General features: G+C 72.1%; 23 protein-coding genes, 1 tRNA gene and 1 pseudogene. 13 read left to right on the top strand and 12 right to left on the bottom strand.

Features of this window, described 5'->3' with window-relative positions:
- Window positions 1–42: 42 nt before the first annotated feature.
- The 6 genes from paaA to AB0D01_RS04900 all read left to right on the top strand — a co-directional run bounded on the left by paaA (window position 43) and on the right by AB0D01_RS04900 (window position 5,105).
- Window positions 43–1,098, top strand: coding sequence for a 1,2-phenylacetyl-CoA epoxidase subunit PaaA (paaA, locus tag AB0D01_RS04925; RefSeq protein ID WP_363053589.1), 1,056 nt, complete (start codon window positions 43–45; stop codon window positions 1,096–1,098).
- A complete protein-coding gene (gene paaB / locus AB0D01_RS04920) occupies window positions 1,095–1,379 on the top strand; it encodes a 1,2-phenylacetyl-CoA epoxidase subunit PaaB (protein WP_363053588.1) in 285 nt (94 codons plus the stop codon). The genes paaA and paaB overlap by 4 nt, the downstream gene beginning before the upstream one ends.
- A gap of 44 nt (window positions 1,380–1,423) precedes the next feature.
- Window positions 1,424–2,149, top strand: coding sequence for a 1,2-phenylacetyl-CoA epoxidase subunit PaaC (paaC, locus tag AB0D01_RS04915; RefSeq protein ID WP_363053738.1), 726 nt, complete (start codon window positions 1,424–1,426; stop codon window positions 2,147–2,149).
- Window positions 2,146–2,661, top strand: a complete 516-nt coding sequence (gene paaD, locus AB0D01_RS04910) for a 1,2-phenylacetyl-CoA epoxidase subunit PaaD (protein WP_363053587.1) — start codon at window positions 2,146–2,148, stop codon at window positions 2,659–2,661. The genes paaC and paaD overlap by 4 nt, the downstream gene beginning before the upstream one ends.
- Complete coding sequence (locus tag AB0D01_RS04905) at window positions 2,662–3,795, top strand: 2Fe-2S iron-sulfur cluster-binding protein (RefSeq protein WP_363053586.1); 1,134 nt, start codon at window positions 2,662–2,664, stop codon at window positions 3,793–3,795.
- 170 nt (window positions 3,796–3,965) lie between these two features.
- Window positions 3,966–5,105 carry an acyl-CoA dehydrogenase family protein gene (locus AB0D01_RS04900; RefSeq protein ID WP_363053585.1) on the top strand — a complete coding sequence of 380 codons (1,140 nt, stop codon included), beginning with the start codon at window positions 3,966–3,968 and terminating at the stop codon, window positions 5,103–5,105.
- 7 nt (window positions 5,106–5,112) lie between these two features.
- On the opposite strand, the gene AB0D01_RS04895 is transcribed toward AB0D01_RS04900, so the two are convergent.
- The 6 genes from AB0D01_RS04895 to AB0D01_RS04870 form a co-directional block, all read right to left on the bottom strand.
- Window positions 5,113–5,460, bottom strand: a complete 348-nt coding sequence (locus AB0D01_RS04895; RefSeq protein WP_363053584.1) for a rhodanese-like domain-containing protein — start codon at window positions 5,458–5,460, stop codon at window positions 5,113–5,115.
- A 196-nt stretch (window positions 5,461–5,656) separates the two neighbouring features.
- Entirely contained in the window at window positions 5,657–6,490 is an 834-nt protein-coding gene (locus AB0D01_RS04890; RefSeq protein ID WP_363053583.1) for a hypothetical protein, read from the bottom strand.
- A gap of 148 nt (window positions 6,491–6,638) precedes the next feature.
- Entirely contained in the window at window positions 6,639–8,231 is a 1,593-nt protein-coding gene (locus AB0D01_RS04885; protein ID WP_363053582.1) for a DUF2252 domain-containing protein, read from the bottom strand.
- 68 nt (window positions 8,232–8,299) lie between these two features.
- On the bottom strand, window positions 8,300–8,947 hold the full coding sequence (locus tag AB0D01_RS04880; RefSeq protein ID WP_363053737.1) for a response regulator transcription factor: 648 nt from the start codon (window positions 8,945–8,947) through the stop codon (window positions 8,300–8,302).
- Window positions 8,948–8,967: 20 nt separating this feature from the next.
- Window positions 8,968–10,647 carry a sensor histidine kinase gene (locus AB0D01_RS04875; RefSeq protein ID WP_363053581.1) on the bottom strand — a complete coding sequence of 560 codons (1,680 nt, stop codon included), beginning with the start codon at window positions 10,645–10,647 and terminating at the stop codon, window positions 8,968–8,970.
- Window positions 10,648–10,874: 227 nt separating this feature from the next.
- Window positions 10,875–10,957 (bottom strand) — tRNA-Leu (locus AB0D01_RS04870).
- A gap of 292 nt (window positions 10,958–11,249) precedes the next feature.
- Here AB0D01_RS04870 and AB0D01_RS04865 point away from each other — a divergent pair.
- The 6 genes from AB0D01_RS04865 to pknB all read left to right on the top strand — a co-directional run bounded on the left by AB0D01_RS04865 (window position 11,250) and on the right by pknB (window position 19,308).
- Window positions 11,250–12,056: a DUF3662 and FHA domain-containing protein gene (locus tag AB0D01_RS04865; RefSeq protein WP_363053580.1), complete on the top strand. Its 807-nt coding sequence runs from the start codon at window positions 11,250–11,252 to the stop codon at window positions 12,054–12,056.
- 10 nt (window positions 12,057–12,066) lie between these two features.
- The gene (locus tag AB0D01_RS04860; protein ID WP_249766829.1) at window positions 12,067–12,564 is read left to right on the top strand and encodes an FHA domain-containing protein; all 498 of its coding nucleotides are present in this window, start codon (window positions 12,067–12,069) and stop codon (window positions 12,562–12,564) included.
- A 93-nt stretch (window positions 12,565–12,657) separates the two neighbouring features.
- Entirely contained in the window at window positions 12,658–14,169 is a 1,512-nt protein-coding gene (locus tag AB0D01_RS04855; RefSeq protein WP_363053579.1) for a PP2C family serine/threonine-protein phosphatase, read from the top strand.
- A 31-nt stretch (window positions 14,170–14,200) separates the two neighbouring features.
- Complete coding sequence (locus AB0D01_RS04850; RefSeq protein ID WP_363053578.1) at window positions 14,201–15,625, top strand: FtsW/RodA/SpoVE family cell cycle protein; 1,425 nt, start codon at window positions 14,201–14,203, stop codon at window positions 15,623–15,625.
- Window positions 15,622–17,082: a penicillin-binding protein 2 gene (locus AB0D01_RS04845; RefSeq protein WP_363053577.1), complete on the top strand. Its 1,461-nt coding sequence runs from the start codon at window positions 15,622–15,624 to the stop codon at window positions 17,080–17,082. Before AB0D01_RS04850 ends, AB0D01_RS04845 begins: the two co-directional genes overlap by 4 nt.
- A gap of 156 nt (window positions 17,083–17,238) precedes the next feature.
- Window positions 17,239–19,308, top strand: coding sequence for a Stk1 family PASTA domain-containing Ser/Thr kinase (gene pknB, locus AB0D01_RS04840; RefSeq protein ID WP_363053576.1), 2,070 nt, complete (start codon window positions 17,239–17,241; stop codon window positions 19,306–19,308).
- A gap of 191 nt (window positions 19,309–19,499) precedes the next feature.
- On the opposite strand, the gene AB0D01_RS04835 is transcribed toward pknB, so the two are convergent.
- From AB0D01_RS04835 to AB0D01_RS04810, 6 genes and pseudogenes are all read right to left on the bottom strand, one after another.
- Window positions 19,500–20,231 carry a class E sortase gene (locus tag AB0D01_RS04835; RefSeq protein WP_363053575.1) on the bottom strand — a complete coding sequence of 244 codons (732 nt, stop codon included), beginning with the start codon at window positions 20,229–20,231 and terminating at the stop codon, window positions 19,500–19,502.
- 13 nt (window positions 20,232–20,244) lie between these two features.
- Window positions 20,245–20,928: pseudogene (locus AB0D01_RS04830) on the bottom strand (class E sortase); the annotation flags it as partial.
- 140 nt (window positions 20,929–21,068) lie between these two features.
- Window positions 21,069–21,707, bottom strand: coding sequence for an aminodeoxychorismate/anthranilate synthase component II (locus tag AB0D01_RS04825; protein WP_363053574.1), 639 nt, complete (start codon window positions 21,705–21,707; stop codon window positions 21,069–21,071).
- Complete coding sequence (locus tag AB0D01_RS04820) at window positions 21,704–21,880, bottom strand: hypothetical protein (RefSeq protein WP_030011120.1); 177 nt, start codon at window positions 21,878–21,880, stop codon at window positions 21,704–21,706. The genes AB0D01_RS04825 and AB0D01_RS04820 overlap by 4 nt, the downstream gene beginning before the upstream one ends.
- A 91-nt stretch (window positions 21,881–21,971) precedes the next feature.
- On the bottom strand, window positions 21,972–22,700 hold the full coding sequence (locus AB0D01_RS04815; protein ID WP_363053573.1) for a class E sortase: 729 nt from the start codon (window positions 22,698–22,700) through the stop codon (window positions 21,972–21,974).
- Entirely contained in the window at window positions 22,669–23,445 is a 777-nt protein-coding gene (locus AB0D01_RS04810) for a DUF881 domain-containing protein (protein WP_363053572.1), read from the bottom strand. The genes AB0D01_RS04815 and AB0D01_RS04810 overlap by 32 nt, the downstream gene beginning before the upstream one ends.
- Before the next feature lie 92 nt (window positions 23,446–23,537).
- Between AB0D01_RS04810 and crgA the strand changes: the two genes are divergently transcribed.
- Window positions 23,538–23,792 (top strand): cell division protein CrgA, encoded by a 255-nt coding sequence (gene crgA, locus AB0D01_RS04805; RefSeq protein ID WP_363053571.1) that lies wholly within the window; start codon window positions 23,538–23,540, stop codon window positions 23,790–23,792.
- The last annotated feature ends 27 nt before the right edge of the window (window positions 23,793–23,819 follow it).

Here is a 23,819-nt window from a genome sequence, read left to right as displayed (position 1 = left end):
CGGTCGGTCGGGCGGACGGCAGACTCAGGACAGGGGACCGGGATGGTCGCAGTGACCCCGGAAACGGGCCCGAGCAAGAACACGGCACCGGCGACGGGCGCGGTCGGGGCACGCACGGCCGACCTCGGGTCGGACCTCGGCGCCGACACCGACCTGGGCGCGCAGTTGCTGGCCGCCTTCGACGCCGCCGTGGCGGCGGACGAGCGGGTGGAGCCGCGCGACTGGATGCCCGACGAGTACCGCGCCTCCCTGGTCCGTCAGATGGCCCAGCACGCGCACTCCGAGATCATCGGCATGCAGCCCGAGGCCAACTGGATCACCCGGGCGCCCTCGCTGCGCCGTAAGGCGATCCTGATGGCCAAGGTGCAGGACGAGGCGGGCCACGGCCTCTACCTCTACAGCGCCGCCGAAACCCTCGGCACCAGCCGCGACGAGCTGCTCGACAAGCTCCACACGGGCCGGCAGAAGTACTCGTCGATCTTCAACTACCCCACCCTGACCTGGGCCGACGTCGGCGCGATCGGCTGGCTCGTGGACGGCGCGGCGATCACCAACCAGGTTCCGATCTGCCGCTGCTCCTACGGTCCCTACGCCCGCGCCATGGTCCGGATCTGCAAGGAGGAGTCCTTCCACCAGCGCCAGGGGTACGAGCTGCTGCTCGCGCTCTCCCGCGGCACCGAGGCCCAGCACGCGATGGCCCAGGACGCCGTGGACCGCTGGTGGTGGCCCTCCCTGATGATGTTCGGTCCCCCGGACGACGAGTCGGTCCACAGCGCGCAGGCCATGGCCTGGCGCATCAAGCGGCACTCGAACGACGAGCTGCGCCAGCGCTTCGTCGACATCGCCGTCCCCCAGGCCGAGTCCCTCGGCCTGACCCTGCCCGACCCGGACATCAAGTGGAACGAGGAGCGCGGCCACCACGACTTCGGCGCCATCGACTGGGCCGAGTTCTGGGACGTGCTCAAGGGCAACGGCCCCTGCAACGAACAGCGCATCGACCAGCGGCGCCGGGCCCACGAGGAAGGCGCCTGGGTCCGCGACGCGGCCGCGGCGTACGCGAAGAAGCACACCGGCACAGGACGAGAGGTACAGGCATGACGCGGAACTGGCCCCTGTGGGAGGTGTTCGTGCGCTCGCGCCGCGGCCTCTCGCACACGCACGCGGGCAGCCTCCACGCCCCGGACGCGGAGATGGCCCTGCGCAACGCCCGCGACCTCTACACCCGGCGCGGCGAGGGCATCTCGATCTGGGTGGTGCCCAGCACGGAGATCATCGCCTCCTCGCCCGACGAGCGGGACCCGTTCTTCGAGCCGTCCGCCGACAAGCCCTACCGCCACCCCACCTTCTACGAGATCCCCGAGGGGGTGCGTCACCTGTGAGCGACACCGCCGCCACCACCGCCGACGCGACCACCACCACCGGGATCGACGCCGCCACCGCGGCCGCGGCCGTCGCCCTCGGCGACGATGCGCTGATCCTCTCCCACCGCCTCGGCGAGTGGGCCGGGCACGCCCCCGTCCTGGAGGAGGAGCTCGCCCTCGCCAACATCGCGCTCGACCTCCTCGGCCAGGCCCGCGTCCTGCTGTCCATGGCCGGCGACGAGGACGAGCTCGCCTACCTGCGCGAGGAGCGGTCCTTCCGCAACCTCCAGCTGGTCGAGCAGCCGGGCGGCGACTTCGCCCACACCATCGCCCGCCAGCTCTACTTCTCCCTCCACCAGCACGAGCTGTACACGGAACTGGCCGCCGGGGACGGCCCGTTCGCCCCGCTCGCCGCCAAGGCCGTGAAGGAGACCGCCTACCACCGCGACCACGCCGAGCAGTGGACGCTGCGCCTCGGCGACGGCACCGAGGAGAGCCGCCGGCGGATGCGCGCCGCGCTGGACGCGCTGTGGAAGTTCACCGGCGAGCTGTTCCGACCCGTCGAGGGACTGGGCCTGGGCCCGGAGACCATGGCCGCCCTGGAGCGGCGTTGGCTGACCGCGCTGGGCGCCCTGCTGGAGCGGGCCGGCCTGGAGCTGCCCGAGGGGCCGCGCAAGGGCGCCTGGGCCGCCGGAGCGGGCCGTGAGGGCCTGCACACCGAGTCCTTCGGGCGGATGCTCGCGGAGATGCAGCACCTGCACCGCAGCCACCCGGGAGCGTCGTGGTGAGCGCCACCGACACCCCGGCCGCGGCCGGCAGCCGGCTGGAGGCGGAGCTGGCCGCGCTGGCGGGCTCCGTCCCCGACCCGGAGCTGCCCGTGCTGACCCTGGCCGAGCTGGGCGTCGTACGCGGGGTGCGGATGCACGAGGACGGGCACGCCGAGGTCACCCTCACGCCCACCTACACCGGCTGCCCGGCCATCGAGGCCATGTCCGCCGACATCGAGAAGGCCCTCGTCGGGCACGGCATACCGCGGGTCCGCGTCACGACCGTGCTGGCCCCCGCCTGGTCCACCGACGACATCACCGCCGAGGGCCGCCGCAAGCTGGCCGAGTTCGGCATCGCCCCGCCCCGTCCGCACTCCGCCGGCGGACCGGTCCCGCTCACCCTGTCGGTCCGCTGCCCCCACTGCGGGTCCACCGACACCGAGCTGCTGAGCCGGTTCTCCTCCACCGCGTGCAAGGCGCTGCGCCGCTGCGTGGCCTGCCGCGAACCGTTCGACCACTTCAAGGAGCTGTAGATGGCCGTCCCCGTGCCCCAGGCGCCTACGGCCGGCTCGCGCCCCGCACGCCACGGCGCGTTCCACCGGCTGACGGTGGCGGCGGTCGACCGGCTCACCGACGACTCGGTGGCCCTGACCCTGGCCGTTCCCGAGGAGCTGCGCCCCGAGTACCTGCACGCCCCCGGCCAGCACCTGACGCTGCGCCGCGGCGGCGCCGACGGTACCGAGGTGCGCCGCTCCTACTCGATCTGCTCCCCGGCCCCGGCCGCCGACGGCCCGGGTCCCGCCCTGCTGCGGGTGGGCGTCCGCCTGGTGGAGGGCGGCGAGTTCTCCACCTTCGCCCACAAGGAGATCGCCGCCGGGGACGAGCTGGACGTGATGGTCCCGGCCGGCCGGTTCGTCCTGGACCCGGCCGCCGCCCCGGCCGACGCGCACTACGCGGCGATCGTCGGCGGCAGCGGCATCACCCCGGTGCTGTCGATCGCCGCCTCGCTGCTGGCCGCCCGTCCCGACGCCCGGTTCTGTCTGGTGCGCGGCGACCGCAGCGCCTCCTCCACGATGTTCCTGGAGGAGGTGGCCGACCTCAAGGACCGCTACCCGGACCGCTTCCAGCTGGTCACCGTCCTCTCCCGCGAGGAGCAGGAGGCCGGTCTGCCGTCCGGCCGGCTCGACGAGGCACGGCTGGCGGCCCTGCTGCCCGCGCTGCTGCCGGTCACCGAGGTGACGGGCTGGTTCCTGTGCGGGCCGTTCGGGCTGGTGGAGGGCGCGGAGCGGGCCCTGGGCTCCCTGGGCGTCGTACGGACCCGGGTGCACCAGGAGATCTTCCACGTCGACGGCACCGCCGCGCCGGCCCCCGCCCGCGCGGACGCGCCGACGCACGCCCGGGTCACCGCCCGCCTCGACGGCCGCTCCGGCACCTGGCCGGTCCGGGACGGGGAGTCGTTGCTCGACGCCGTGCTGCGGAACCGCGCGGACGCCCCGTACGCCTGCAAGGGCGGCGTGTGCGGCACCTGCCGGGCCTTCGTGGTCTCCGGCGAGGTGCGGATGGAGCGCAACTTCGCGCTGGAGGAGGACGAGACGGAGGCCGGGTTCGTACTGGCCTGCCAGTCGCACTCCGTCACGGAGGACGTGGAGATCGACTTCGACCGCTGAGGCACCGGCCGCGAAGCACAGGGCGCGAAGCACGCGACGCGAAGCGCGGGGCGCGGCCACCGGGACGTGGGGCACGTACCGGTGGCCCGCCCCTGTGCATTTACGAGAACCTGTTCTATCTTGACGCACCGTCAGACCAGATCGATCCGGTGCGCGCGGGAGGACAGGCAGTGGACTTCACCTTCACCGAGGAACAGCGGGCGGCCGTCGAGGCGGCGAAGGCCGTGTTCGCGGACGTGGCCCCCGACCGCGTGCCCAGCCCGGCCCTCACCCCCGGCGCCGTCGCGCAGGACCTGGACCGGCCGCTGTGGGCCACGCTCGCCGGATCCGACCTGCTGAGCCTGGTCCTGGCCGAGGAGCACGGCGGGGCGGGCCTGGACACCATCGCCCTGTGCCTGGTGCTGCGCGAGGCGGCGAGGGTCCTGGCCCGGGTGCCCCTGCTGGAGCACTGCGCCACCGCCATGGCCCTCCAGGCCCACGGCGGCCCCGAACTCACCGCCCTGCTGCCCGACGCCGGAAGCGGCCGGCTGGTCCTCACCGCCGCCGCGCACGGCCGCACCGGCCACGACCCGGCCGAACTCGCCGTCACCGCCCGCCGCGAGGAAGCCGGTTGGGTCCTGGACGGGCTCCAGACCTCCGTCGCGTGGGCGCACTGCGCCGACTGGATCGCCGTACCGGCCCACACCGGGGAGGGCGGCGCCGTCCTCGCCCTCGTCGCCCGCTCCGCCGAGGGGCTCACCCTCGCCGAACAGTTCTCGACCAGCGGCGAGCGCCTCGCCGAACTCACCCTGGACGGCGTCCGCGTACCGGCCTCGCACCTCGTCGAGGACCCCGCCGCGTGGGAGCGGCTCCGCCAGGTCCTGGCCACCGGGACCTGCGCCCTCGCGCTCGGACTGGGCGAGAACGTCCTCGACATGACCAGCCGCTACACCGCCAAGCGCGAGCAGTTCGGCTTCCCGGTGGCCACCTTCCAGGCGGTCGCCGTCCAGGCCGCCGACCGGTACATCGACCTGCGCGCCATGGAGGCCACCCTCTGGCAGGCCGCCTGGCGGCTCGACTCGGCCGGCGAGGGCGCCGGAGGTCCGCTGCCCGTCGCCGGGGACGTCGCGGTGGCCAAGATCTGGGCCTCGGAGGGCGTGCGCCGCGTCGTGCAGACCGCCCAACACCTGCACGGCGGCTTCGGCGCCGACACCGACTACCCGCTCCACCGCTACCACGCCTGGGCCAAGCAGCTGGAGCTCCAACTCGGGCCGGCGGCGGCCCACGAGGAGGCGCTGGGCGACCTGCTGGCCGCCCACCCCCTCGCCTGAACCGGGGCTACAGCACGAAGGCCGGGCTCCCGTTGTCCGTCACCATCGGGCGCCCGGCACCGTCCCAGGCCTGCATCCCGCCGTCGATGTTCACGGCGTCGATCTCCTGGCGCACCAGGTACTGGGTCACCTGCGCCGAACGACCGCCGACGCGACACATCACGTACACCCGGCCGTCCTGCTCAGCGAGGGCCTCGGTCAGCTCGCCGTAGCGGGCGACGAAGTCGCTCATCGGGATGTGCAACGCGCCCTCGACGTGCCCGGCCGCCCATTCGTCGTCCTCACGGACGTCCAGGACAAAGCCTTCGGCGGGCACCGCCGCGGCGGCCACCGAGGGAAGCGGTCCGAGGTTCATAGCTGTCGCCTTCTCTCTACACGGATACGGCTGCCAACCTATCCGACCCGACCCACGGGCCCCCGGGCCTCGACCGGGACACCGCCCGCCCCCGACCGCCGGAACCCGGCGAGGCCCACCGACGGCCGCCCGGCGCACCGGACGACCGCCTGAGGCACCGGACGACCGGCCGGGGCCCGTTGGGCCCCTGAGCCCGCTACGCCGGTCCGGTCAGCTCCGCCAGCTCCGACTCCCGCTCGGAGACCTGCGCCAGCAGCTGCTCGGCGATCTCCTCCAGCAGCCGGTCCGGGTCGTCCGGCGCCATCCGCAGCATCGACCCGATCGCGCTGTCCTCCAGCTCCCGCGCCACCAGCGCGAGCAGCTCCTTGCGCCGCGCCAGCCACTCCAGCCGGGCGTACAGCTCCTCGCTCTCGCTCGGCCGCGCCTCCTGCGGCGCCGGACCGGCCTCCCACTCCTCGGCCAGCTCGCGCAGCAGCCGCTCCTCGCCCCGCCCGTACGCGGCGTTGACCCGCGCGATGAACGCGTCGCGACGCGCCCGCTCGGTCTCGTCCTGGGCCAGGTCGGGGTGGGCCCGACGGACCAGCTCCCGGTACAGCCGGCGGACCTCCTCCGTGGGCCGCACGCGCTCCGGCGGGCGCACGGACCGCTCGGTGAGCATCGCGGCCGCGTCGTCGGAGATCCCGTCCGAGTCCAGCCAGTCGTGGAACAACTCGTCCACCCCGGGCATCGGCATGACCAACGAACGCGCCTCGCGCGCCCGCCACAGATCCTCCGGATCCCCGCTGCGGGCCGCCCGCGCCTCCGCGATCAGCGCGTCCAGCTCGTCGAGCCGCGAGTACATCGGGCCCAGCTTCTGGTGATGCAGCCGGGAGAAGTTCTCGACCTCCACCCGGAAGGTCTCCACCGCGATCTCGAACTCGATCAGCGCCTGTTCGGCGGCCCGCACGGCACGGTCGAGCCGTGCCTCGGGACGCTCGTCACCGGACGCGGCGGGCTCTTCGGGGACGGTCTGTTCGCTCTGCTCGCTCACCCGGCCAGCCTACGGCCCGCCCGGTGCACCGTGTTTCACGTGAAACATCGGGCACCTCCGCACAGACCCCCACGACCCGCCACGCCCCTCACGACCCCCCACGAGCACGGCGGCCGCGAACCGGCCGCCGTGCCCCCGCCGCGGCGGCTCAGACGCCCTCCTCCGCCGCGATCCGGCCGCTGCGGATCGCCGCCACCAGGTCCGCGTGGTCGGCCTCGCTCCGGTCGGCGTAGGCCACGGCGAACGTCGCGACGGCCTCGTCCAGCTCCTCGTTCTTCCCGCAGTACCCGGCCAGCAGCCGCGGGTCGGCGCTGTGCGCGTGCGCCCGCGCCAGCAGGGCGCCCGTCATGCGGCCGTAGTCGTCGATCTGCTCGACGGCGAGCGCCGCCGGATCGACGCTGCCCTTGCGGTTGCGGAACTGGCGCACCTGGAAGGGCCTGCCCTCGACCGTGGTCCAGCCCAGCAGGATGTCGGAGACCACCTGCATCCGCTTCTGCCCGGCCACCACCCGACGGCCCTCGTGCTCCTCGACGGGCGCGTGGAAGCCCAGACCGGGCAGGTGGGGCAGCAGGACGGAAGGCCGTGCCTCCTTCACCTGGAGGACCAGCGGCTCGCCCCGGTGGTCCAGCAGCAGCACCACGTACGAGCGGGTGCCGACGCTTCCGGTGCCGACCACCCGGAAGGCCACGTCGTGGATGGCGTACCGGGCCAGCAGCGGCAGCCGGTCCCCCGGCAGGGTCTTCAGGTACGGGCCCAGCGAGGCCGCCACGGCCGCCGCCTCCCCGTCCCCGACCCGGCGCAACACCGGCAGGGCGTCCACGAAGCGGCGCCCGCCGTCCTCGCCCGCCTCCGTCGACTTCGCCGCGAACCGGGCGGAGGTGTTGTTGCGGGCCTTCGCGGACACCCGTTCCAGGGTGCCCAGCAGGTCCCGGGCGTCGGTGTGGGAGACCAGCTCCTCGTCGGCGATGGCGTTCCACGCGTCCAGCGCGGGCAGCCTGGCCAGCAGTCGCATCGTCCGCCGGTAGGCGCCGGCGGCGTCCCGGGCGGCGGCCCGACAGGTGTCCTCGTCGGCGCCCGCCACCCGGCCGGCCAGCACCAGCGAGGTCGCCAGCCGCTTCAGGTCCCACTCCCACGGACCGAACACGGTCTCGTCGAAGTCGTTGAGGTCGATGACGAGACGGCCGCGCGCGTCCCCGTACAGGCCGAAGTTGGCGGCGTGGGCGTCGCCGCAGATCTGGGCGCCCACCCCGGTCACCGGGCCACCCGACAGGTCGTGCGCCATCAGGCCGGCCGCCCCGCGCAGGAACGCGAAGGGGTTCGCCGCCATCCGGCCGACCCGGATCGGGGTCAGCCCGTCGACCCGGCCGACGTTGGAGTCCTCCACCGCGCGCACCGCGTCGGGGCGTCCGGCGGGGGCCTCGAACCAGGCGTGCGCGGCGCGCGGCACGCGCATCCGCAGGGCCTTGCCGGCCTCCTTGGCCGAGCCGGGCACCGCCCGGGGCGCGAAGCCCTCGACGCCCGGTATCCGCACCCCGTCGAGGTCCGCGAGGATCCCCGCGACGTCCGCGGCCGTGTCGCGGCCCCGCGCGTCCGGGGACCCGTCGGAGCCCTCGCCCGTCGAGGAGGCCCGCTCCACGGCCGCCGCCACCACACCCGCGACCGCGTCCGCGAGGACCCGCCGGGCCGTGCCCGCCGGCCGGTCGGCCGTCTCGTCCGCGCCCTGCCTCGGTACCGTCACCATCTGCGCCGCCCCCGCACGTGTCGTGCCCCGACCGGCCGCCGCGGCCGGTCAACTCCGGCCGACCGTACCTAGAGCCCGGCGTCCCTGGCCAGCAGGGCCGCCTGGACCCGGTTCTCGCACTCCAGCTTCGCGAGGATCCGGCTGACGTACGTCTTCACCGTCGCCTCGCTCATGTGCAGCCGGCGGCCCGCGTCCGCGTTGGACAGGCCCTCGCCGAGCAGGGCCAGCACGCCCCGCTCCCGCTCGCTCAGGGCCGCCACCCGGCGCCGGGCCTGCTCGCCGCGCCCGACGGCCCGACCGGTCGCCAGCTGGTCCACCACGTGCCGGGTCGCCGCGGGCGACAGGTAGGCGTCGCCGGCCGCGGCCGCCCGGACCGCGCCGATCAACTCGCCGGGCGCCGAGTCCTTCAGCAGGAAGCCCGCGCCGCCCTCGCTCAGCGCCCGCAGCACGTTCTCCCGCTCCCCGAAGGTGGTCAGGATCAGCGCCCGCGCCCCCGGCGCCACGCGACCCAGCTCGCCCAGGGCCGTCAGCCCGTCCATGACCGGCATCTGGATGTCCAGCAGGACCACGTCCGGGGCGTGCGAGCGCACCAGCTCCACCGCCTCCCGGCCGTCGGCCCCCTCCGCGACGACCTCGATGTCCGGAGCCGAGGTCAGGATCATCCTGATCCCGGCCCGGATCAGCGGCTCGTCGTCAGCGATCACGACTCTGATCACCTTGGCTGTCACCCGCGCTCCTACTGCTTGACCTCGTATGCCTGCTTCTCGACGAGCTTGCCGTCCTTGAAGCAGAACCGGAAAACGGCGTCGGTGGTCAACTCGTCGGTGCTCTCGGTCGACAGCAGCGCCAGACAGTCCGCCCCCTCGGGACGCGGCGGACCCTTGCGGTCCAGACCCGTGGTCAGCATGCTCTCGCCGTCCGGCAGCCGCTCGCGGACCGCTCGTTCCGACTGGCCCACGTGGACCTCGTCGAACGTCTCCCGACTGATCATGGAGTCGCTCGCCGAGCCGACGATCAAGGCGATCCCGGCCCCCATCACGATGATCAGCAGCACCAGCGCGGCGACGGCGATCCCGCACCCCATCGCCACGCCCCCGGGGCGGCTGCGCAGGGGGGCGGACAGCTCGCGGTCGACCGCCGCCCAGTCCGTGGGCACCGTCGCGCGGGCCTGGGGCCGCTGCCCGAAGTCGTCGACCGGCTGCTCGGCCGCGCCGGCCGGCTCCGTCCCGTACGGCAGGACGCCGGCCACCCGGAAGCCACCGCCCTCGACGGCCCCCGCGTGCACCATGCCGCCGACCAGCCGGGCCCGCTCCCGCAGCCCCGTCAGTCCCTGCCCGCCCGAGACCACCTCGCCCGCTCCGGGGCCGGCCGCCGGGCCGTTGGCGATCTCGACGACCAGCGCGTCGTCCTCGTAGCGCAGTTCCACGGTGATCGCCGAGCCCGGCGCGTGCTTGTAGGCGTTCGTCAGCCCCTCCTGCGCGATCCGGAACGCCGCGTGGTCGCAGGCGGCGACCAGCGGCCGGGGCCGGCCCGTCGTGGTGAGCCGTACGTCGGTCCCCGCCGTCCGCGACGCCTCCACGATGCCCGCGATCCCGGCCACGCCCCGCGCGGCCTGGTGCGCCTCCTCCACGGGCACCGGCGGCGCCTCCACGCCGTCGCGCAGGATCCCGACGACCTCGCGCAGTTCGTGCATGGCCTCCACCGAGGCCTGCCGCAGCACCCCGACCACCTCCCGCTGCCGCTCGGTCAGCTGCGGGTCCACCTCCAGCGCCCCGGTGTGCACCGAGATCAGCGCGAGGCGGTGGCCGAGGCTGTCGTGCATGTCCTGCGCGATCCGTTGCCGCTCCCGCAGTCGGGCCTGACCCGCCACCATGTTCCGCTCGCGCAGCAGTTGCTCGTTGCGCTCGGTCATCGCGCTCAGCAGGGTCCGGCGCTGCGACCAGTAGCGGGCCGCCAGGCCGGGCATGGCGGTGGCCGCGAGGAACATCAGCGTGGAGAAGACGACGACCAGCAGGGGCCGCATCTGCGACCACTGGTCGAACAGCATCAGGCCGACCTCGGCGACGAAGGCCAGCACGAAGGCGCCCAGCGCCCGGCCGACCCCGACGATCCGGCGGCCCGCCGACCAGCCGAGGACGATCGTCACGAGGAACACACCGGGCAGGAAGGCGCTCGCCGCCCCGCCCAGCACCAACGTGGCCGCCGGCAGCCGGCGCCGCAGCAGGACGAGCGTCACCACGGACACGGCCCCGAGGGCCATCTTCACGCCGGAGGAGTCGCTCAGTTCGTCGACGCCCAGCCCCAGCAGGGCCAGTACGGCCGCGATCGTCAGGTCCCCGACCAGGGCGCCCCGGGACCATTCCTCGGGCCCCTTCAGCCACTCCCAGCCCGCGCGCAACCTCGACTTGGCATCCACCCGACCGACCCTAGACATCCCCGGGCGCACCCGTCCGCTCTCTTTCGTCGCGTCCCTCGCGACGAAAGTCGCCCGGGAGGGAGACCGGACGGGACACCGCACGGGACACCGGACCGGACACCGCACGCGATGCCGGACGGGACCCGCCCGGGGCCCGTCGCCGATCCCGAACGCCCCCGGAAAACCAGGAAGCCCCGATCCGTTCCCGGATCGGGGCTTCCTCGATGTGGGCGAGGGGGGATTTGAACCCCCACGTCCCGAAGGACACTGGCACCTGAAGCCAGCGCGTCTGCCGTTCCGCCACTCGCCCGAGCAGCTCTCCAGTGGATCTTCCCTTTCGGGCCGTTCCCCTGGCGACGTCGAAACAGTAGCACGTCAGACGGGGTGGATTGAAATCCCTTTCGGGCCCCTCGCGGACCGGGTCCCGACTGTCCCTCCCGCGCTCCGCTCCGCGTGCGGGACACTGTGTCCGGAGCACCCCTACGATCCCTTGTGAGCACCAACACTCCTGTGCACGGGACCGAAGGGGAACCAGCCGAATCCGCCACGCGTGGATACGATCAGTAAGCAGTACAGGGCGACAACGACGGAGGAGGTGCCCCATGGGAGTTCTGAAGCGGTTCGAGCAGCGACTCGAAGGTCTGGTGAACGGCACCTTCGCCAAGGTGTTCAAGTCCGAGGTCCAGCCGGTGGAGATCGCCGGAGCCCTCCAGCGGGAGTGCGACAACAACGCCACCATCTGGAACCGCGAGCGGACGGTCGTCCCCAACGACTTCATCGTGGAGCTCAGCACCGGCGACTACGAGCGGCTGAGTCCCTACTCCGGCCAGCTCGGCGACGAGCTCGCGGGCCTCGTCCGCGACTACGCCAAGCAGCAGCGCTACAGCTTCATGGGCCCCATCAAGGTCCACCTGGAGAAGGCCGACGACCTCGACACCGGTCTCTACCGGGTCCGCAGTCGCACCCTGGCCTCCAGCACCTCCCAGGAGCAGCCGGCGTCCTCCCAGGGCCGGCAGCAACAGCAGGGGGGCTACGGGTACCCGCCCGTCGGCGCCCCGCCCATGCCGCAGGGCCCGCCCCCGGGTGCGCCCGGCGCCGGCGCGCCCGCGGCCCCCGGCGGCTCGGGCACCACGCGCCGCTGGATCGAGATCAACGGCACCCGCCACCAGATCTCGCGCCCCACCCTCGTACTCGGCCGGAGCACCGAGGCCGACGTGCGGATCGACGACCCCGGCGTCTCGCGCCGGCACTGTGAGATCCGGACCGGAACACCCCCGACGATCCAGGATCTCGGGTCCACCAACGGCATCGTGGTGGACGGACAACACACCACGCGCGCTACGCTCCGCGACGGCTCGCGGATCGTCGTGGGCAGCACCACCATCATTTACCGGCAAGCCGAAGGGTGAAGCGGGGGCAATGTCAGAGCTGACCCTGACGGTCATGCGGTTGGGTTTCCTGGCCGTTCTGTGGCTGTTCGTCATCGTGGCCGTTCAGGTCATCCGCAGCGACCTCTTCGGTACGCGCGTCACACAACGCGGCTCGCGCCGCGGCGGCGCGACCGGAGCTCCGCAGCAGAGCGGCCGCCAGGCCGCTCCGCCCCAGCAGCGCCAGCGCCGCGGTGCGCCGACCAAGCTCGTCGTGTCCGAGGGCACCCTCACCGGCACGACCGTGGCCCTCGCCGGCCAGACGATCACGCTGGGCCGGGCCCACGACTCCACGATCGTGCTGGACGACGACTACGCCTCCAGCCGGCATGCCAGGATCTACCCCGACCGTGACGGCCAGTGGATCGTCGAGGATCTCGGGTCCACCAACGGCACGTATCTCGACCGGACCCGGCTGACCACTCCGACGCCCATTCCGCCGGGCGCCCCGATCCGCATCGGCAAGACCGTCATCGAGCTGCGGAAGTAGTACGAGAATGAGCGAGCGGAGCGAGCGCGCGGCGGCGATCCGTCCCACCGAGGACACGGACACCCGCGCGCTCCCGACCGGAGGGTGGGCAGTGTGGCTCGAGACCGGTTGTACCCGGAGCCGACCGGCGAGGTGCGCATGAGTCTGTCCCTGCGATTCGCCGCCGGATCTCACAAGGGCATGATCCGCGAGGGGAACGAGGACTCCGGCTACGCCGGCCCGCGCCTCCTCGCCATCGCCGACGGCATGGGCGGCCAGGCCGCGGGCGAGGTCGCCAGCTCCGAGGTGATCTCCACCCTGGTGCAGCTCGACGACGACGTCCCGGGCTCCGACATCCTCACCTCGCTCGCCACGGCCGTGCAGCGCGCCAACGACCAGCTGCGCGTCATGGTCGAGGAGGACCCCCAGCTCGAAGGCATGGGCACGACCCTGACCGCCCTGCTGTGGACCGGTCAGCGCCTCGGCCTCGTGCACGTCGGCGACTCGCGCGCCTACCTCCTGCGCGACGGCGTCCTCACGCAGATCACCCAGGACCACACCTGGGTACAGCGCCTCGTCGACGAGGGCCGCATCACCGAAGAGGAAGCCACCACCCACCCGCAGCGCTCCCTGCTGATGCGCGCGCTGGGCAGCGGGGACATCGTCGAGCCCGACCTGTCCATCCGCGAGGTCCGTGCCGGCGACCGCTACCTGATCTGCTCCGACGGACTGTCCGGCGTCGTCTCCCACCAGACCCTGGAGGAGACCCTCGCCGACTACCACGGCCCCAGCGCCACGGTGCAGTCGCTCATCCAGCTCGCGCTGCGCGGGGGCGGTCCCGACAACATCACCTGCATCGTCGCGGACGTCCTCGACACCGACAGCGGCGACACCCTCGCCGCGCAGGTCAGCGACACCCCGGTGGTCGTCGGCGCGGTCGCCGAGAACCAGCACCAGCTGTTCGACGGCGGCAACGCCATGCAGACCCCGGCCGGCCGCGCCTCCGGGCTCGGCCGCCAGGCCCCGCCGCCCGCGGGCTCCTTCGGGCCCCCCGGAAGCGGCGAGAACCCCGGCTACGGCTACCCCGACCAGCCCGGGACCCCCGGCACGTACGGCTCCTTCGGCGAGGCCGAGAGCGGCTACGAGCCCGACGCGGAGTACGACGACACGTACGACCACCCGCGCAAGCGCCGCGGCAAAGGGCGCAAGTGGACCACGCGCACCCTGATCCTGCTGCTCGTCGCCGGTGTCGTCGGCGGCGGGCTCTACGCGGCGCACCGCTGGACGCAGACCCAGTACTACCTCGGGGTCAAGGGTGACCACGTCGCGCTGTACCGCGGCATCAGTCAGAACCTGGCCTGGATCCATCTGTCCGAGGTCGAGGCGGATCACCCCGAAATCGAACTGAAGTACCTGCCGTCCTTCAAGCGGAAGCAGGTCGAGGCCAACATCAGCGAAAGCAGCCTCGACGGCGCCCTCAAGAAGCTCGAGGAGCTCGGCACCCAGGTCTCCGCCTGTCGGCAGGACGAGGCCCGCCGCGCCGCCGAAGCGCAGAACAACCAGACGCCCGGCCCCGTCCTGACTCCGGCGGAACAAGCCGTCGTCGGCCAGTGCGAAAAGCAGTAGAGAGAAGCGGGCGCAGGGGGCCCGCCACATCATGAGCGTAGTCACCAACACGACCACCATCGGCGCCATCGAGGCGCCGAGCCGGCGGAACACCGAGCTCCTGCTGCTCGCCTTCGCCGTGGTCATCCCGATCTTCGCCTACGCCAACGTGGGCCTGTCGATCCACGGCGAGCTGCCCCCCGGCATGCTCACCTACGGACTCGGCCTCGGCGTGCTCGCCGGCATCGCCCACTTCGTCGTGCGCCGCTACGCCAAGTACGCCGACCCGCTGCTGCTGCCGATCGCCACCCTGCTCAACGGCCTGGGCCTGGTCCTGATCTGGCGCCTGGACCAGTCCGAGCGGTTGCAGAAGCTCGCCAAGCGCAGCTTCGGCGCCTTCTCGGAGTCCGCGCCGCGCCAGATGCTGTACACGGCGCTGGCCATCGCGCTGTTCGCCGTGGTGCTGCTGGTCCTCAAGGACCACCGCGTGCTCCAGCGGTTCACGTACATCTCCATGGCCGGGGCCCTGGTCCTGCTGATCCTCCCCGTGATCCCGGGTCTGGGCGCGGACGTGTTCGGCGCGAAGATCTGGATCAGCGTCGGCGGGTTCTCCATCCAGCCCGGCGAGTTCGCCAAGATCGTCATCGCGGTCTTCTTCGCGGGCTACCTCATGGTCAAGCGCGATGCCCTGGCCCTGGCCAGCCGCCGCTTCATGGGCCTCTACCTGCCGCGCGGCCGCGACCTCGGCCCGATCCTGATGATCTGGGCGATGAGCCTGCTCGTCCTCGTCTTCGAGAACGACCTCGGCACCTCGCTGCTGTTCTTCGGCATGTTCGTGATCATGCTGTACGTGGCCACCGAGCGGACCAGCTGGATCGTCATCGGCCTGCTCATGTCGGTCGGCGGCGCCGTGGTCGTCGCCTCCTTCGCCAGCCACGTCCAGGCCCGCGTGAACGCCTGGCTCGACCCCTTCGGCTGCTACACGAAGTCCGGCGCCTGCGAGCAGGTCGGCCAGTCGATCATGAGCTTCGGCTCCGGCGGCGTCCTCGGCACCGGTTGGGGCCAGGGCAACTCCGACCTCATCGGCTTCGCCGCCAACTCCGACTTCATCTTCTCCACCGTCGGCGAGGAACTCGGCCTCACCGGCGTCATGGCCTTCCTGCTCCTCTACGGCCTGATCATCGAGCGCGGCGTCCGCACCGCCCTCGCCGCGCGCGACCCCTTCGGCAAGCTGTTCGCCATCGGGCTCTCCGGCGCCTTCGCCCTGCAGATCTTCGTGGTCGCCGGCGGAGTCATGGGCCTCATCCCCCTCACCGGCATGACCATGCCCTTCCTCGCCTCCGGCGGTTCCTCCGTCCTCGCGAACTGGGTCCTCATCGCCATCCTCATCCGGATCAGCGACACCGCACGCCGACCTGCCCCGGCCCCCGCCCCGTCCCCCGACTCCGAGATGACCCAGGTGGTCCGCCCGTCATGAACAAGCCCCTGCGCCGCATCTCGCTGTTCTGCGGGCTGCTCGTCCTCGCCCTGCTGGTCCGCACGAACTGGCTCCAGTACGTCCAGGCCGAGGAACTGAGCACCCGCAAGGAGAACCGCCGGGTCCTGATCGCCCAGTACGCCACCGAGCGCGGCAACATCATCGTCGAGGGCCAGCCCATCACCGGCTCCGCCGAGACCGACGGCAGCGACTTCAAGTTCAAGCGGACCTACACCGACGGGCCCCTGTGGGCGCCCGTCACCGGCTACGCCTCGCAGGTCTTCGGCTCCACCCAGCTGGAGAACATCGACGACGGCATCCTCACCGGCAACGACGACCGGCTGTTCTTCGACCGCACCATCGGCATGTTCACCGGGGAGAAGAAGCAGGGCGGCAACGTCATCACCACCCTGAACGCCGCCGCCCAGAAGGCGGCCTTCACCGGTCTCGGCAACCGCAAGGGCGCCGTCGCCGCCATCGACCCGCGCACCGGCGCGATCCTGGCCCTGGCGAGCACCCCGTCCTACGACCCCTCCAGCTTCGCCGGCTTCTCCGACGCCGACGGCAAGGCCTGGGCCGACCTGAACGCCAGCCCGGACAAGAACCTGGTCAACCGCGCCCTGCGCGAGACCTACCCGCCCGGCTCCACCTTCAAGGTGGTCACCGCCGCCGCGGCGCTGGAGAACGGCGTCGTCAGCGACATCAACGCGCCGACCGACACCCCCGAGCCGTACATCCTGCCGGGCACCCGCACGCCGATGGTCAACCACGCGAGCGGCTGCGAGAAGGCCACCCTCAACTTCGCCCTCCAGGTCTCCTGCAACTCCGTCTTCGCGAGCCTCGGCGACAAGGTCACCCGCGACAAGATGGTGCAGACCGCCGAGAAGTTCGGCTTCAACAACACCGTCGACACCCCGGTGCGCGCCTTCGCCAGCGTCTACGACAAGACGATGAGCCGGGACGGCAACGCGCAGAGCTCCATCGGCCAGTTCAACACCGCCGCCACCCCGCTCCAGATGGCCATGGTCTCCGCGGCCATCGCCAACGACGGCAAGCTGATGAAGCCGTACATGGTCGACGAGCTGACCGCGCCGAACCTCGACGTGATCGAGAAGCACGAGCCGCAGGAGATGAGCCGCCCGCTCTCCGCCGCGAACGCCCAGAAGCTCCAGCAGATGATGGTCAACGTCGTCGAGAAGGGCACCGGCGGCAACGCCAAGATCAAGGACTTCGTCGTCGGCGGCAAGACGGGCACCGCCCAGCACGGCGAGAAGAACGCCAAGCGCCCCTACGCCTGGTTCATCTCCTACGCGGAGACCCCGGACGGAACCAGCCCGGTCGCCGTGGCCGTCGTCATCGAGGACAGCGGCGCGGACCGTGAGGACATCAGCGGCGGCGGCCTCGCGGCGCCCGTCGCGAAGTCCGTCATGGAAGCCGTTCTGAAGAGCAAGAAGTGAGAAGCCGAGGCGGGAACCGAGCGCTCGGTACCGGTCCGATATCAGCCTGTGGTCACGAACCGATCACCGTCGATCGGCCGGTAGCCTTTGCGCGAACAGCACACCGCCGGACCACACACGGGTGCGGTCGGGACTGACGGAGAGGGCTGCAACGTTATGGAAGAGCCGCGTCGCCTCGGCGGCCGGTACGAGCTGAGCCACGTGCTCGGCCGTGGTGGCATGGCCGAGGTGTACCTCGGTCACGACACCCGGCTCGGCCGTACCGTAGCCGTCAAGACCCTGCGGGCCGACCTCGCCCGCGACCCGTCCTTCCAGGCCCGGTTCCGCCGCGAGGCCCAGTCGGCCGCGTCGCTCAACCACCCGGCGATCGTCGCGGTGTACGACACCGGCGAGGACTACGTCGACAACATCTCCATCCCGTACATCGTGATGGAGTACGTCGACGGCTCGACCCTGCGTGAGCTGCTGCACTCGGGCCGCAAGCTGCTGCCCGAGCGCACCCTGGAGATGTGCATCGGCATCCTCCAGGCCCTGGAGTACTCGCACCGCGCCGGCATCGTCCACCGTGACATCAAGCCCGCCAACGTGATGCTCACCCGGACCGGCCAGGTCAAGGTCATGGACTTCGGCATCGCCCGCGCCATGGGCGACTCCGGCATGACGATGACCCAGACGGCGGCCGTCATCGGCACCGCCCAGTACCTCTCCCCGGAGCAGGCCAAGGGCGAGCAGGTCGACGCGCGCTCCGACCTCTACTCCGCGGGCTGCCTGCTGTACGAGCTGCTCTGCGTGCGCCCGCCGTTCGTCGGGGACTCCCCGGTGGCCGTCGCGTACCAGCACGTCCGCGAGGAGCCCCAGCCGCCGTCGAACTTCGACCCCGAGATCACGCCGACGATGGACGCCATCGTCCTCAAGGCGCTGGTCAAGGACCCCGACTACCGCTACCAGTCCGCGGACGAGATGCGGGCCGACATCGAGGCCTGCCTGGAGGGCCAGCCGGTCGCGGCCGCCGCCTCCATGGGCGCCGCCGGCTACGGCTACCCCGACCAGGGCGGCTACGGACACCAGGGCTACGACCAGCCCACCACCGCCCTGCGGTCCCCCGACGCCGGCCAGACCTCGATGCTCCCGCCGATGCCGCCCGGCGGCGACGGCGGTTACGGCTACGGGGACCAGGGCCACGGCGGGGGCTACGACCAGGGCCACGGGCGGGGCCGGCAGAAGAAGAGCCGCGCCTCGACGGTGCTGCTGGTCCTCGCCGGCGTCCTCGTACTGGTCGGCGCGATCCTGATCGGTCGCACCCTCTTCGACAAGACCCCCGACAACCGGCCGAACGCGCCCAGACTCGTCGGACAGACGCTGGAGGCGGCGCAGGAGACCGGCAAGAGGGTCAACCTGAAGGTGACGAAGGTCGCGGACGAGCCCTGCGCGGACCAGCCCAAGGGGCGGATCTGCTCGCAGACCCCCGAACCGGACACCAAGGTCGACGAGAACTCCACGATCGAGGTCAAGGTCTCCACGGGCGCTCCCAAGGCGGCGGTGCCCGACGTGATGCGGCTGAAGTTCGACTCCGCCGAGGCCGAGCTCAAGAACAAGAAGTTCCAGGTCGAGAAGAAGCTCGTCGAGTCCGCCGACGCGACCCCGGGCACGGTCATCGACCAGAACCCGCGCAGCGGCACCGAGGCCGAGCAGGGCTCGACCGTCGTCGTCAGCGTGGCCAAGGAGCCCGCCAAGGGCGTCGTGCCGGAGCTCAGCGGCAAGACCAAGGAACAGGCCGTCAAGCTCCTCCAGGAAGCCAAGCTGAAGCTGGGCAGCACCACCGAGGTGGACCAGCCCGGGGCGGCGCCGAAGACGATCGTGTCCCAGCAGTACCCGGCGGGCACGGAGCTCGCCAAGGACACGGCGGTCAACGTCAACATCGCCAAGGCCTCGGCCGCGCCGACGGCGGTTCCGCTGCTGGCCGGCCGGACCGTCGCCCAGGCCAAGGACGACCTCAAGCGGGTCAACCTGAACTTCGGCGCGGTCCTGTCGGGCCCGACCGACGACAGCGCCGTCGTCGTCGCCTCCGACCCCGGGGTCGGCACCCCGCTGGCGGCGGGCACGGTCGTCAACGTCACCACGCAGCCGGGCTCCGGTGGCCAGCAGGGTGGTCAGCAGGGCGGCCAGCAGGGTGGCGGCAACGACGGGGGCGGCTGGTTCGGCGGCCTCACCGGCGGTCGCCGCTGATCCGGCGGCCCGCCCGCCCCACGGCGTCGTCACGTTTCACGTGAAACAGGCCCGGTCCCCGAGAGGGGGCCGGGCCTGTTCCGTGGGGCCTGAGGGGCCGCGGGGAGCCGCTGGGGGCTCGGGGGGATCCGCGGGGGCTTCCGGTGCTCCGCGGGGGCTCCGAGGATCCCCGGGAGGCTCCGGGGTCCGCCTCAGCGCAGCTCCGCCGGCGGGGTGCGCTTGTCGTCCACCTTCTCCGTGCGCACCAGCTCGCCCCACACGATGTAGCGGAACTTCGAGGTGTAGACCGGCGTGCAGGTCGTCAGGGTGATGTAGCGCCCCGGAGCGGTCTTGCCCGACTCCTTCGGGACGGGGTTGATGACGTCCACGTTGTACTTCGAGGTCTGGCGCAGCTCCGCGAAGACCTTGTAGACGTACCAGGTGTCGCGGGTCTCGAAGACGATCGCGTCGCCGTTCTTCACCTTGTCGATGTTGTGGAACTTCGCGCCGTGCCCGTCGCGGTGCGCGGCCAGGGCGAAGTTGCCCTGGGCGTCCGAGGGGAGGGCCGACTTCACCGGCTCCGTGTAGTACCCGGCCACGCCGTCGTTGAGGACGTCCGGCGCGGTGCCCCGCTTGACCAGCACCTCGCCGTTCTTCATCGCCGGTACGTGGAGGAACCCGATGCCGTCCTTGGTGTCGAGCGCGCCGGGCTGGGCGGGGGCGCTCGCGGCGGGGGAGGGGCTCAGCCATCGCTGGCGGACCTCGTCGCCCCGCGCGGAGGCCTGCCGGTCGGCGAGGACGTTCGTCCACCACAGGGAGTAGGCCACGAACAGGCCGAGGACCAGGCCCACCGTGATCAGCAGCTCCCCCAGCAGGCTCAGGAAGCCGGCGATCACGCTGCGATCGGCGGGCGGCGGTGCGGAGCGGCGGCGGGCACGGGACACTGCGGATTCGTCCTTACGGGCTGTTCAACGCGGGCGGAGCGCCCTGACTGCGGGGGCGTTCCTCGATCATCCTGCCCCATACGATCATCCGGTAGGTGCTCGTGAACTCGGGAGTGCAGGTCGTGAGCGTGATGTAGCGGCCGGGCCCGGTGAATCCGGAACCCTCCGGCACCGGCTTGATCACCGCGACGTTCGCCGGGGAGGTCTGCGGCAGCACCGAGGTCATCTCGTACGTGTAGAAGGCGTCCCGGGTCTCGACGACGATCGGGTCTCCGGGCACCAGCCGGTTGATGTACCGGAACGGCTCCCCGTGGGTGTTGCGGTGTCCGGCCACCGCGAAGTTGCCCTGCTTGTCGGCCGGCATGGCGGTCTTGAGCGCGCCCTCGCCGTAGTGGCCGACCATCCCCCGGTCGAGCACCTTGGGCTTGCTGATGCCCTCGGCGACGGGCACCTTCACGTCCAGCTTGGGGATGTGGAGGATCGCGAAGCCCTGTCCCGGCTCGAAGGCGGCGACCGGCGGTGCGGCGGCCGCGTCCGGGCTCCGTTCCCAGGTCTGCCTGAGGGAGCCCGCCGCCCCGTCCGCGGTCCGCTCGGCGAGCAGGTTGGTGTACCAGAGCTGGTAGGTGACGAACAGCAGCATCACCAGGCCGACGGTGATGAACAGCTCCCCGAGCGCCCGGCTCAGCACCACCACCGGGCCGCCGGAGCGCGGACGGCCGCGCCGACGGCCCCGGCCGCCGCGCCTGCGCGTCCGCGCGTGGGAGCGCTTCGCGGCGGCCTGCGCCGCCTTGCGCCGCGCGGCCCGCCCCTCGGTGGGCGCGGACGGCGCGACCGTCGTCACGCGACGGCCTTGCCCACCACCGGGGCCAGTCCCACCGACCGCTCGACGGCCCCCGCGTCACCGCAGCGCACGAGCCAGTTCGCGAGCATCCGGTGGCCCCATTCGGTGAGCACCGACTCGGGGTGGAACTGCACGCCCTCGACGTCGTGCTCCCGGTGGCGCAGGCCCATGATGATCCCGTCCTCGGTCCGCGCGGTGACCTCCAGCGCGTCCGGCAGGCTCCCGGGTTCGGCCGCGAGGGAGTGGTAGCGGGTGGCGGTGAAGGGCGAGGGCAGGCCGGCGAAGACCCCGAGGCCCTCGTGGACCACCGGCGAGGTCTTGCCGTGGAGCAGCTCGGGGGCCCGGTCCACGACGCCGCCGTAGGCCACCGCCATCGACTGCATGCCGAGGCAGACCCCGAAGACGGGGACTCCCGTCTTCGCGCAGTGGCGGACCATGTCGACGCAGACGCCCGCCTCCTCCGGCGTGCCGGGTCCCGGCGAGAGCAGGACGCCGTCGAAGCCGTCCTGGGCGTGGGCGAGTTCGACCTCGTCGTTGCGCAGCACCTCGCATTCGGCGCCGAGCTGGTAGAGGTACTGGACCAGATTGAAGACAAAGCTGTCGTAGTTGTCGACAACCAGAATGCGCGCGCTCACGGAGTGGCTCCCGATCCCTCGTCCACCGTCACGTCGTTGAAGGGGAGGAGCGGCTCGGCCCACGGGAAGACGTACTGGAACAGCACGAACACCACCGCCAGGACCAGTACGAGAGAGATCAGCGCGCGTACCCACGCGTTTCCCGGCAGGTGCCGCCAGATCCAGCCGTACATTGCGTCCGTTTCCCTCTTCGTCCACGATCGTTCCTCGCACCGCGGGGGGCGGTACCGCAACAGCCTAAAGGCAGCGGCCTCGCGGGGTGGGTCACCTGGGCAATCCCTCCGTCCGGCCCGGTTCGGCGGGTCGGGTTCCGGTCAGTTCGGCCCAGACGACCAGGCGGTGGCTGTGGCCCCATTCGGGATCGCAGGTGGTCAGCGTCAGGTACTTGCCGGGGGTGGTGAAGGGGGACCGGCGGGGTACCGGGTCGACCACCCCGACCTCGGTGGGCAGGGTGCGCAGCGGCTCGGCCCGGACGGTGTACGTGTACCAGTCGGTGGCGTCGCGGACGATCACGGTGTCCCCGGGACGCAGCCGGGGGATGTCCTTGAAGGGGTCCCCGTACGTGCGCCGGTGGCCGGCGACGGCGAAGTTCCCGTTGCCCCCGGGGCCGGCGGTGCCCGGGTAGTGGCCGAGGCCCTTCTTCAGGAGTTCGGGGTCGGTGCCCTCCAGGACGGGTTTGCTCCAGTCCGCCCCGAAGCGCGGGACGTACATCTCGGCGAAGGGCCGGCCGGCGGGCGGGGGCGCGGGGGCCGGGGCGGTCGCGGTGTCGGGGGCCGCGGTGGGGGCCGCCGCGGGGGCCCCCGCGGCCCAGCGGTCGCGCAGCCGGTCCCGCTCGTCCTCCATGGCCCGGTCGGCCTTCACGCCGGTCCACAGCAGCACGTAGGCCACGAACAGCACGATGAGCGTCCCCGCCGTCAGGCAGACCTCGCTGAGCGTGCGCACCACCAGGCGCAGTACGACGTCAGGACGCGGCGGGCTCCAGCGGCTTCGCATAGTGGAGGTCCACTGTGCCGGAGTAGCCGGGGAGTGTCAGCCTCTTGTGCTCGTCGACTTTCCAGCCGAGTCCGTAGGCGTTGACGTACAGCTGGTAGTTCTGGAGGGCGGGCGAGGCGTCGAGGGCCTTGCGCAGCGCGCCCGGGTCGCCGACCGCCGAGACCGTGTAGGGGGGCGAGTAGACGCGGCCCTGGAGGATCAGGGTGTTGCCCACGCAGCGCACGGCGCTGGTGGAGATCAGCCGCTGGCCCATGACCTCGATGCCCTGGGCTCCGCCCTGCCACAGGGCGTTCACGACGGCCTGGAGGTCCTGCTGGTGGATCACCAGGTCGTTGGGCTGCGGTTCGGGCACGCCGGGGACGCGGGCCGTGGCGTTCGGCGGGGCGTCGTTGAGGGTGACGGTCAGGCCCTTGCCGGAGAGTTCCTCGGTGCCGGAGGCTGTACGCAGGGCGGCCAGACGGGCGTCCTCGGCCTTGGTGCTGCGGTCGTCGCGGTCGGCGAGGGCGTCCACCTGCCGGCGCAGGACCGCGGCGCTCTTCTCCAGCTCGGCGTTGTCGGCGCTGCGCTCGTGGATGAGGTCGGACAGCTTCAGGAGCGAGGCGTCCGTCCGGATGTTCGTACCCTTGGAGGTGTTGAAGCTGGTGACGAAGATGAGGCCCGCGAGGGCGAACACGGCGGCCGTCAGCAACCGGACCGGCCTGGCCCGGCGACGGGGACCCGCGGAGGAGTCGTCGGAATTGCTCAACGTACCCTTCTCCTTCAACGCCACAGGTCCACTACGCTAACGGACGCCCGGGGCAGGCAAGGTCCCCCAGCGCATCGACAGGAGAGCCCCTCGTGCCGAAGTCACGTATCCGCAAGAAGGACGACTACACGCCGCCGCCGGCGAAGCAGCCTCAGTCGATCAGGCTGACGAGCCGCAGCTGGGTCGCCCCGGTCATGCTCGCCTTCTTCCTCATCGGTCTGGCGTGGATCGTCGTCTTCTACGTGACCGACACCCAGCTGCCCGTCGAGGCGCTGGGCAACTGGAACATCGTCGTCGGTTTCGGGTTCATCGCGGCCGGCTTCGGCGTCTCCACACAGTGGAAGTAGTGCCTCCACAGCAGCGGCGCAAGCTCT

The organism is Streptomyces sp. NPDC048606, from assembly GCF_040650855.1.
Lineage (GTDB): Bacteria > Actinomycetota > Actinomycetes > Streptomycetales > Streptomycetaceae > Streptomyces.
Note: the sequence above shows the minus strand (reverse complement) of the source record. Positions and strands in the feature narration are given on the sequence as shown.

Bases quoted from the DNA above. Each gene is read 5' to 3' on its own strand.
- paaA (WP_363053589.1), top strand. From the start codon at position 43: ATGGTCGCAGTGACCCCGGAAACGGGCCCGAGCAAGAACACGGCACCG.
- paaB (WP_363053588.1), top strand. From the start codon at position 1,095: ATGACGCGGAACTGGCCCCTGTGGGAGGTGTTCGTGCGCTCGCGCCGC.
- AB0D01_RS04905 (WP_363053586.1), top strand. From the start codon at position 2,662: ATGGCCGTCCCCGTGCCCCAGGCGCCTACGGCCGGCTCGCGCCCCGCA.
- AB0D01_RS04895 (WP_363053584.1), bottom strand. From the start codon at position 5,460: ATGAACCTCGGACCGCTTCCCTCGGTGGCCGCCGCGGCGGTGCCCGCC.
- AB0D01_RS04885 (WP_363053582.1), bottom strand. From the start codon at position 8,231: ATGGTGACGGTACCGAGGCAGGGCGCGGACGAGACGGCCGACCGGCCG.
- AB0D01_RS04865 (WP_363053580.1), top strand. From the start codon at position 11,250: ATGGGAGTTCTGAAGCGGTTCGAGCAGCGACTCGAAGGTCTGGTGAAC.
- AB0D01_RS04860 (WP_249766829.1), top strand. From the start codon at position 12,067: ATGTCAGAGCTGACCCTGACGGTCATGCGGTTGGGTTTCCTGGCCGTT.
- AB0D01_RS04850 (WP_363053578.1), top strand. From the start codon at position 14,201: ATGAGCGTAGTCACCAACACGACCACCATCGGCGCCATCGAGGCGCCG.
- AB0D01_RS04845 (WP_363053577.1), top strand. From the start codon at position 15,622: ATGAACAAGCCCCTGCGCCGCATCTCGCTGTTCTGCGGGCTGCTCGTC.
- pknB (WP_363053576.1), top strand. From the start codon at position 17,239: ATGGAAGAGCCGCGTCGCCTCGGCGGCCGGTACGAGCTGAGCCACGTG.
- AB0D01_RS04820 (WP_030011120.1), bottom strand. From the start codon at position 21,880: ATGTACGGCTGGATCTGGCGGCACCTGCCGGGAAACGCGTGGGTACGC.
- AB0D01_RS04815 (WP_363053573.1), bottom strand. From the start codon at position 22,700: ATGCGAAGCCGCTGGAGCCCGCCGCGTCCTGACGTCGTACTGCGCCTG.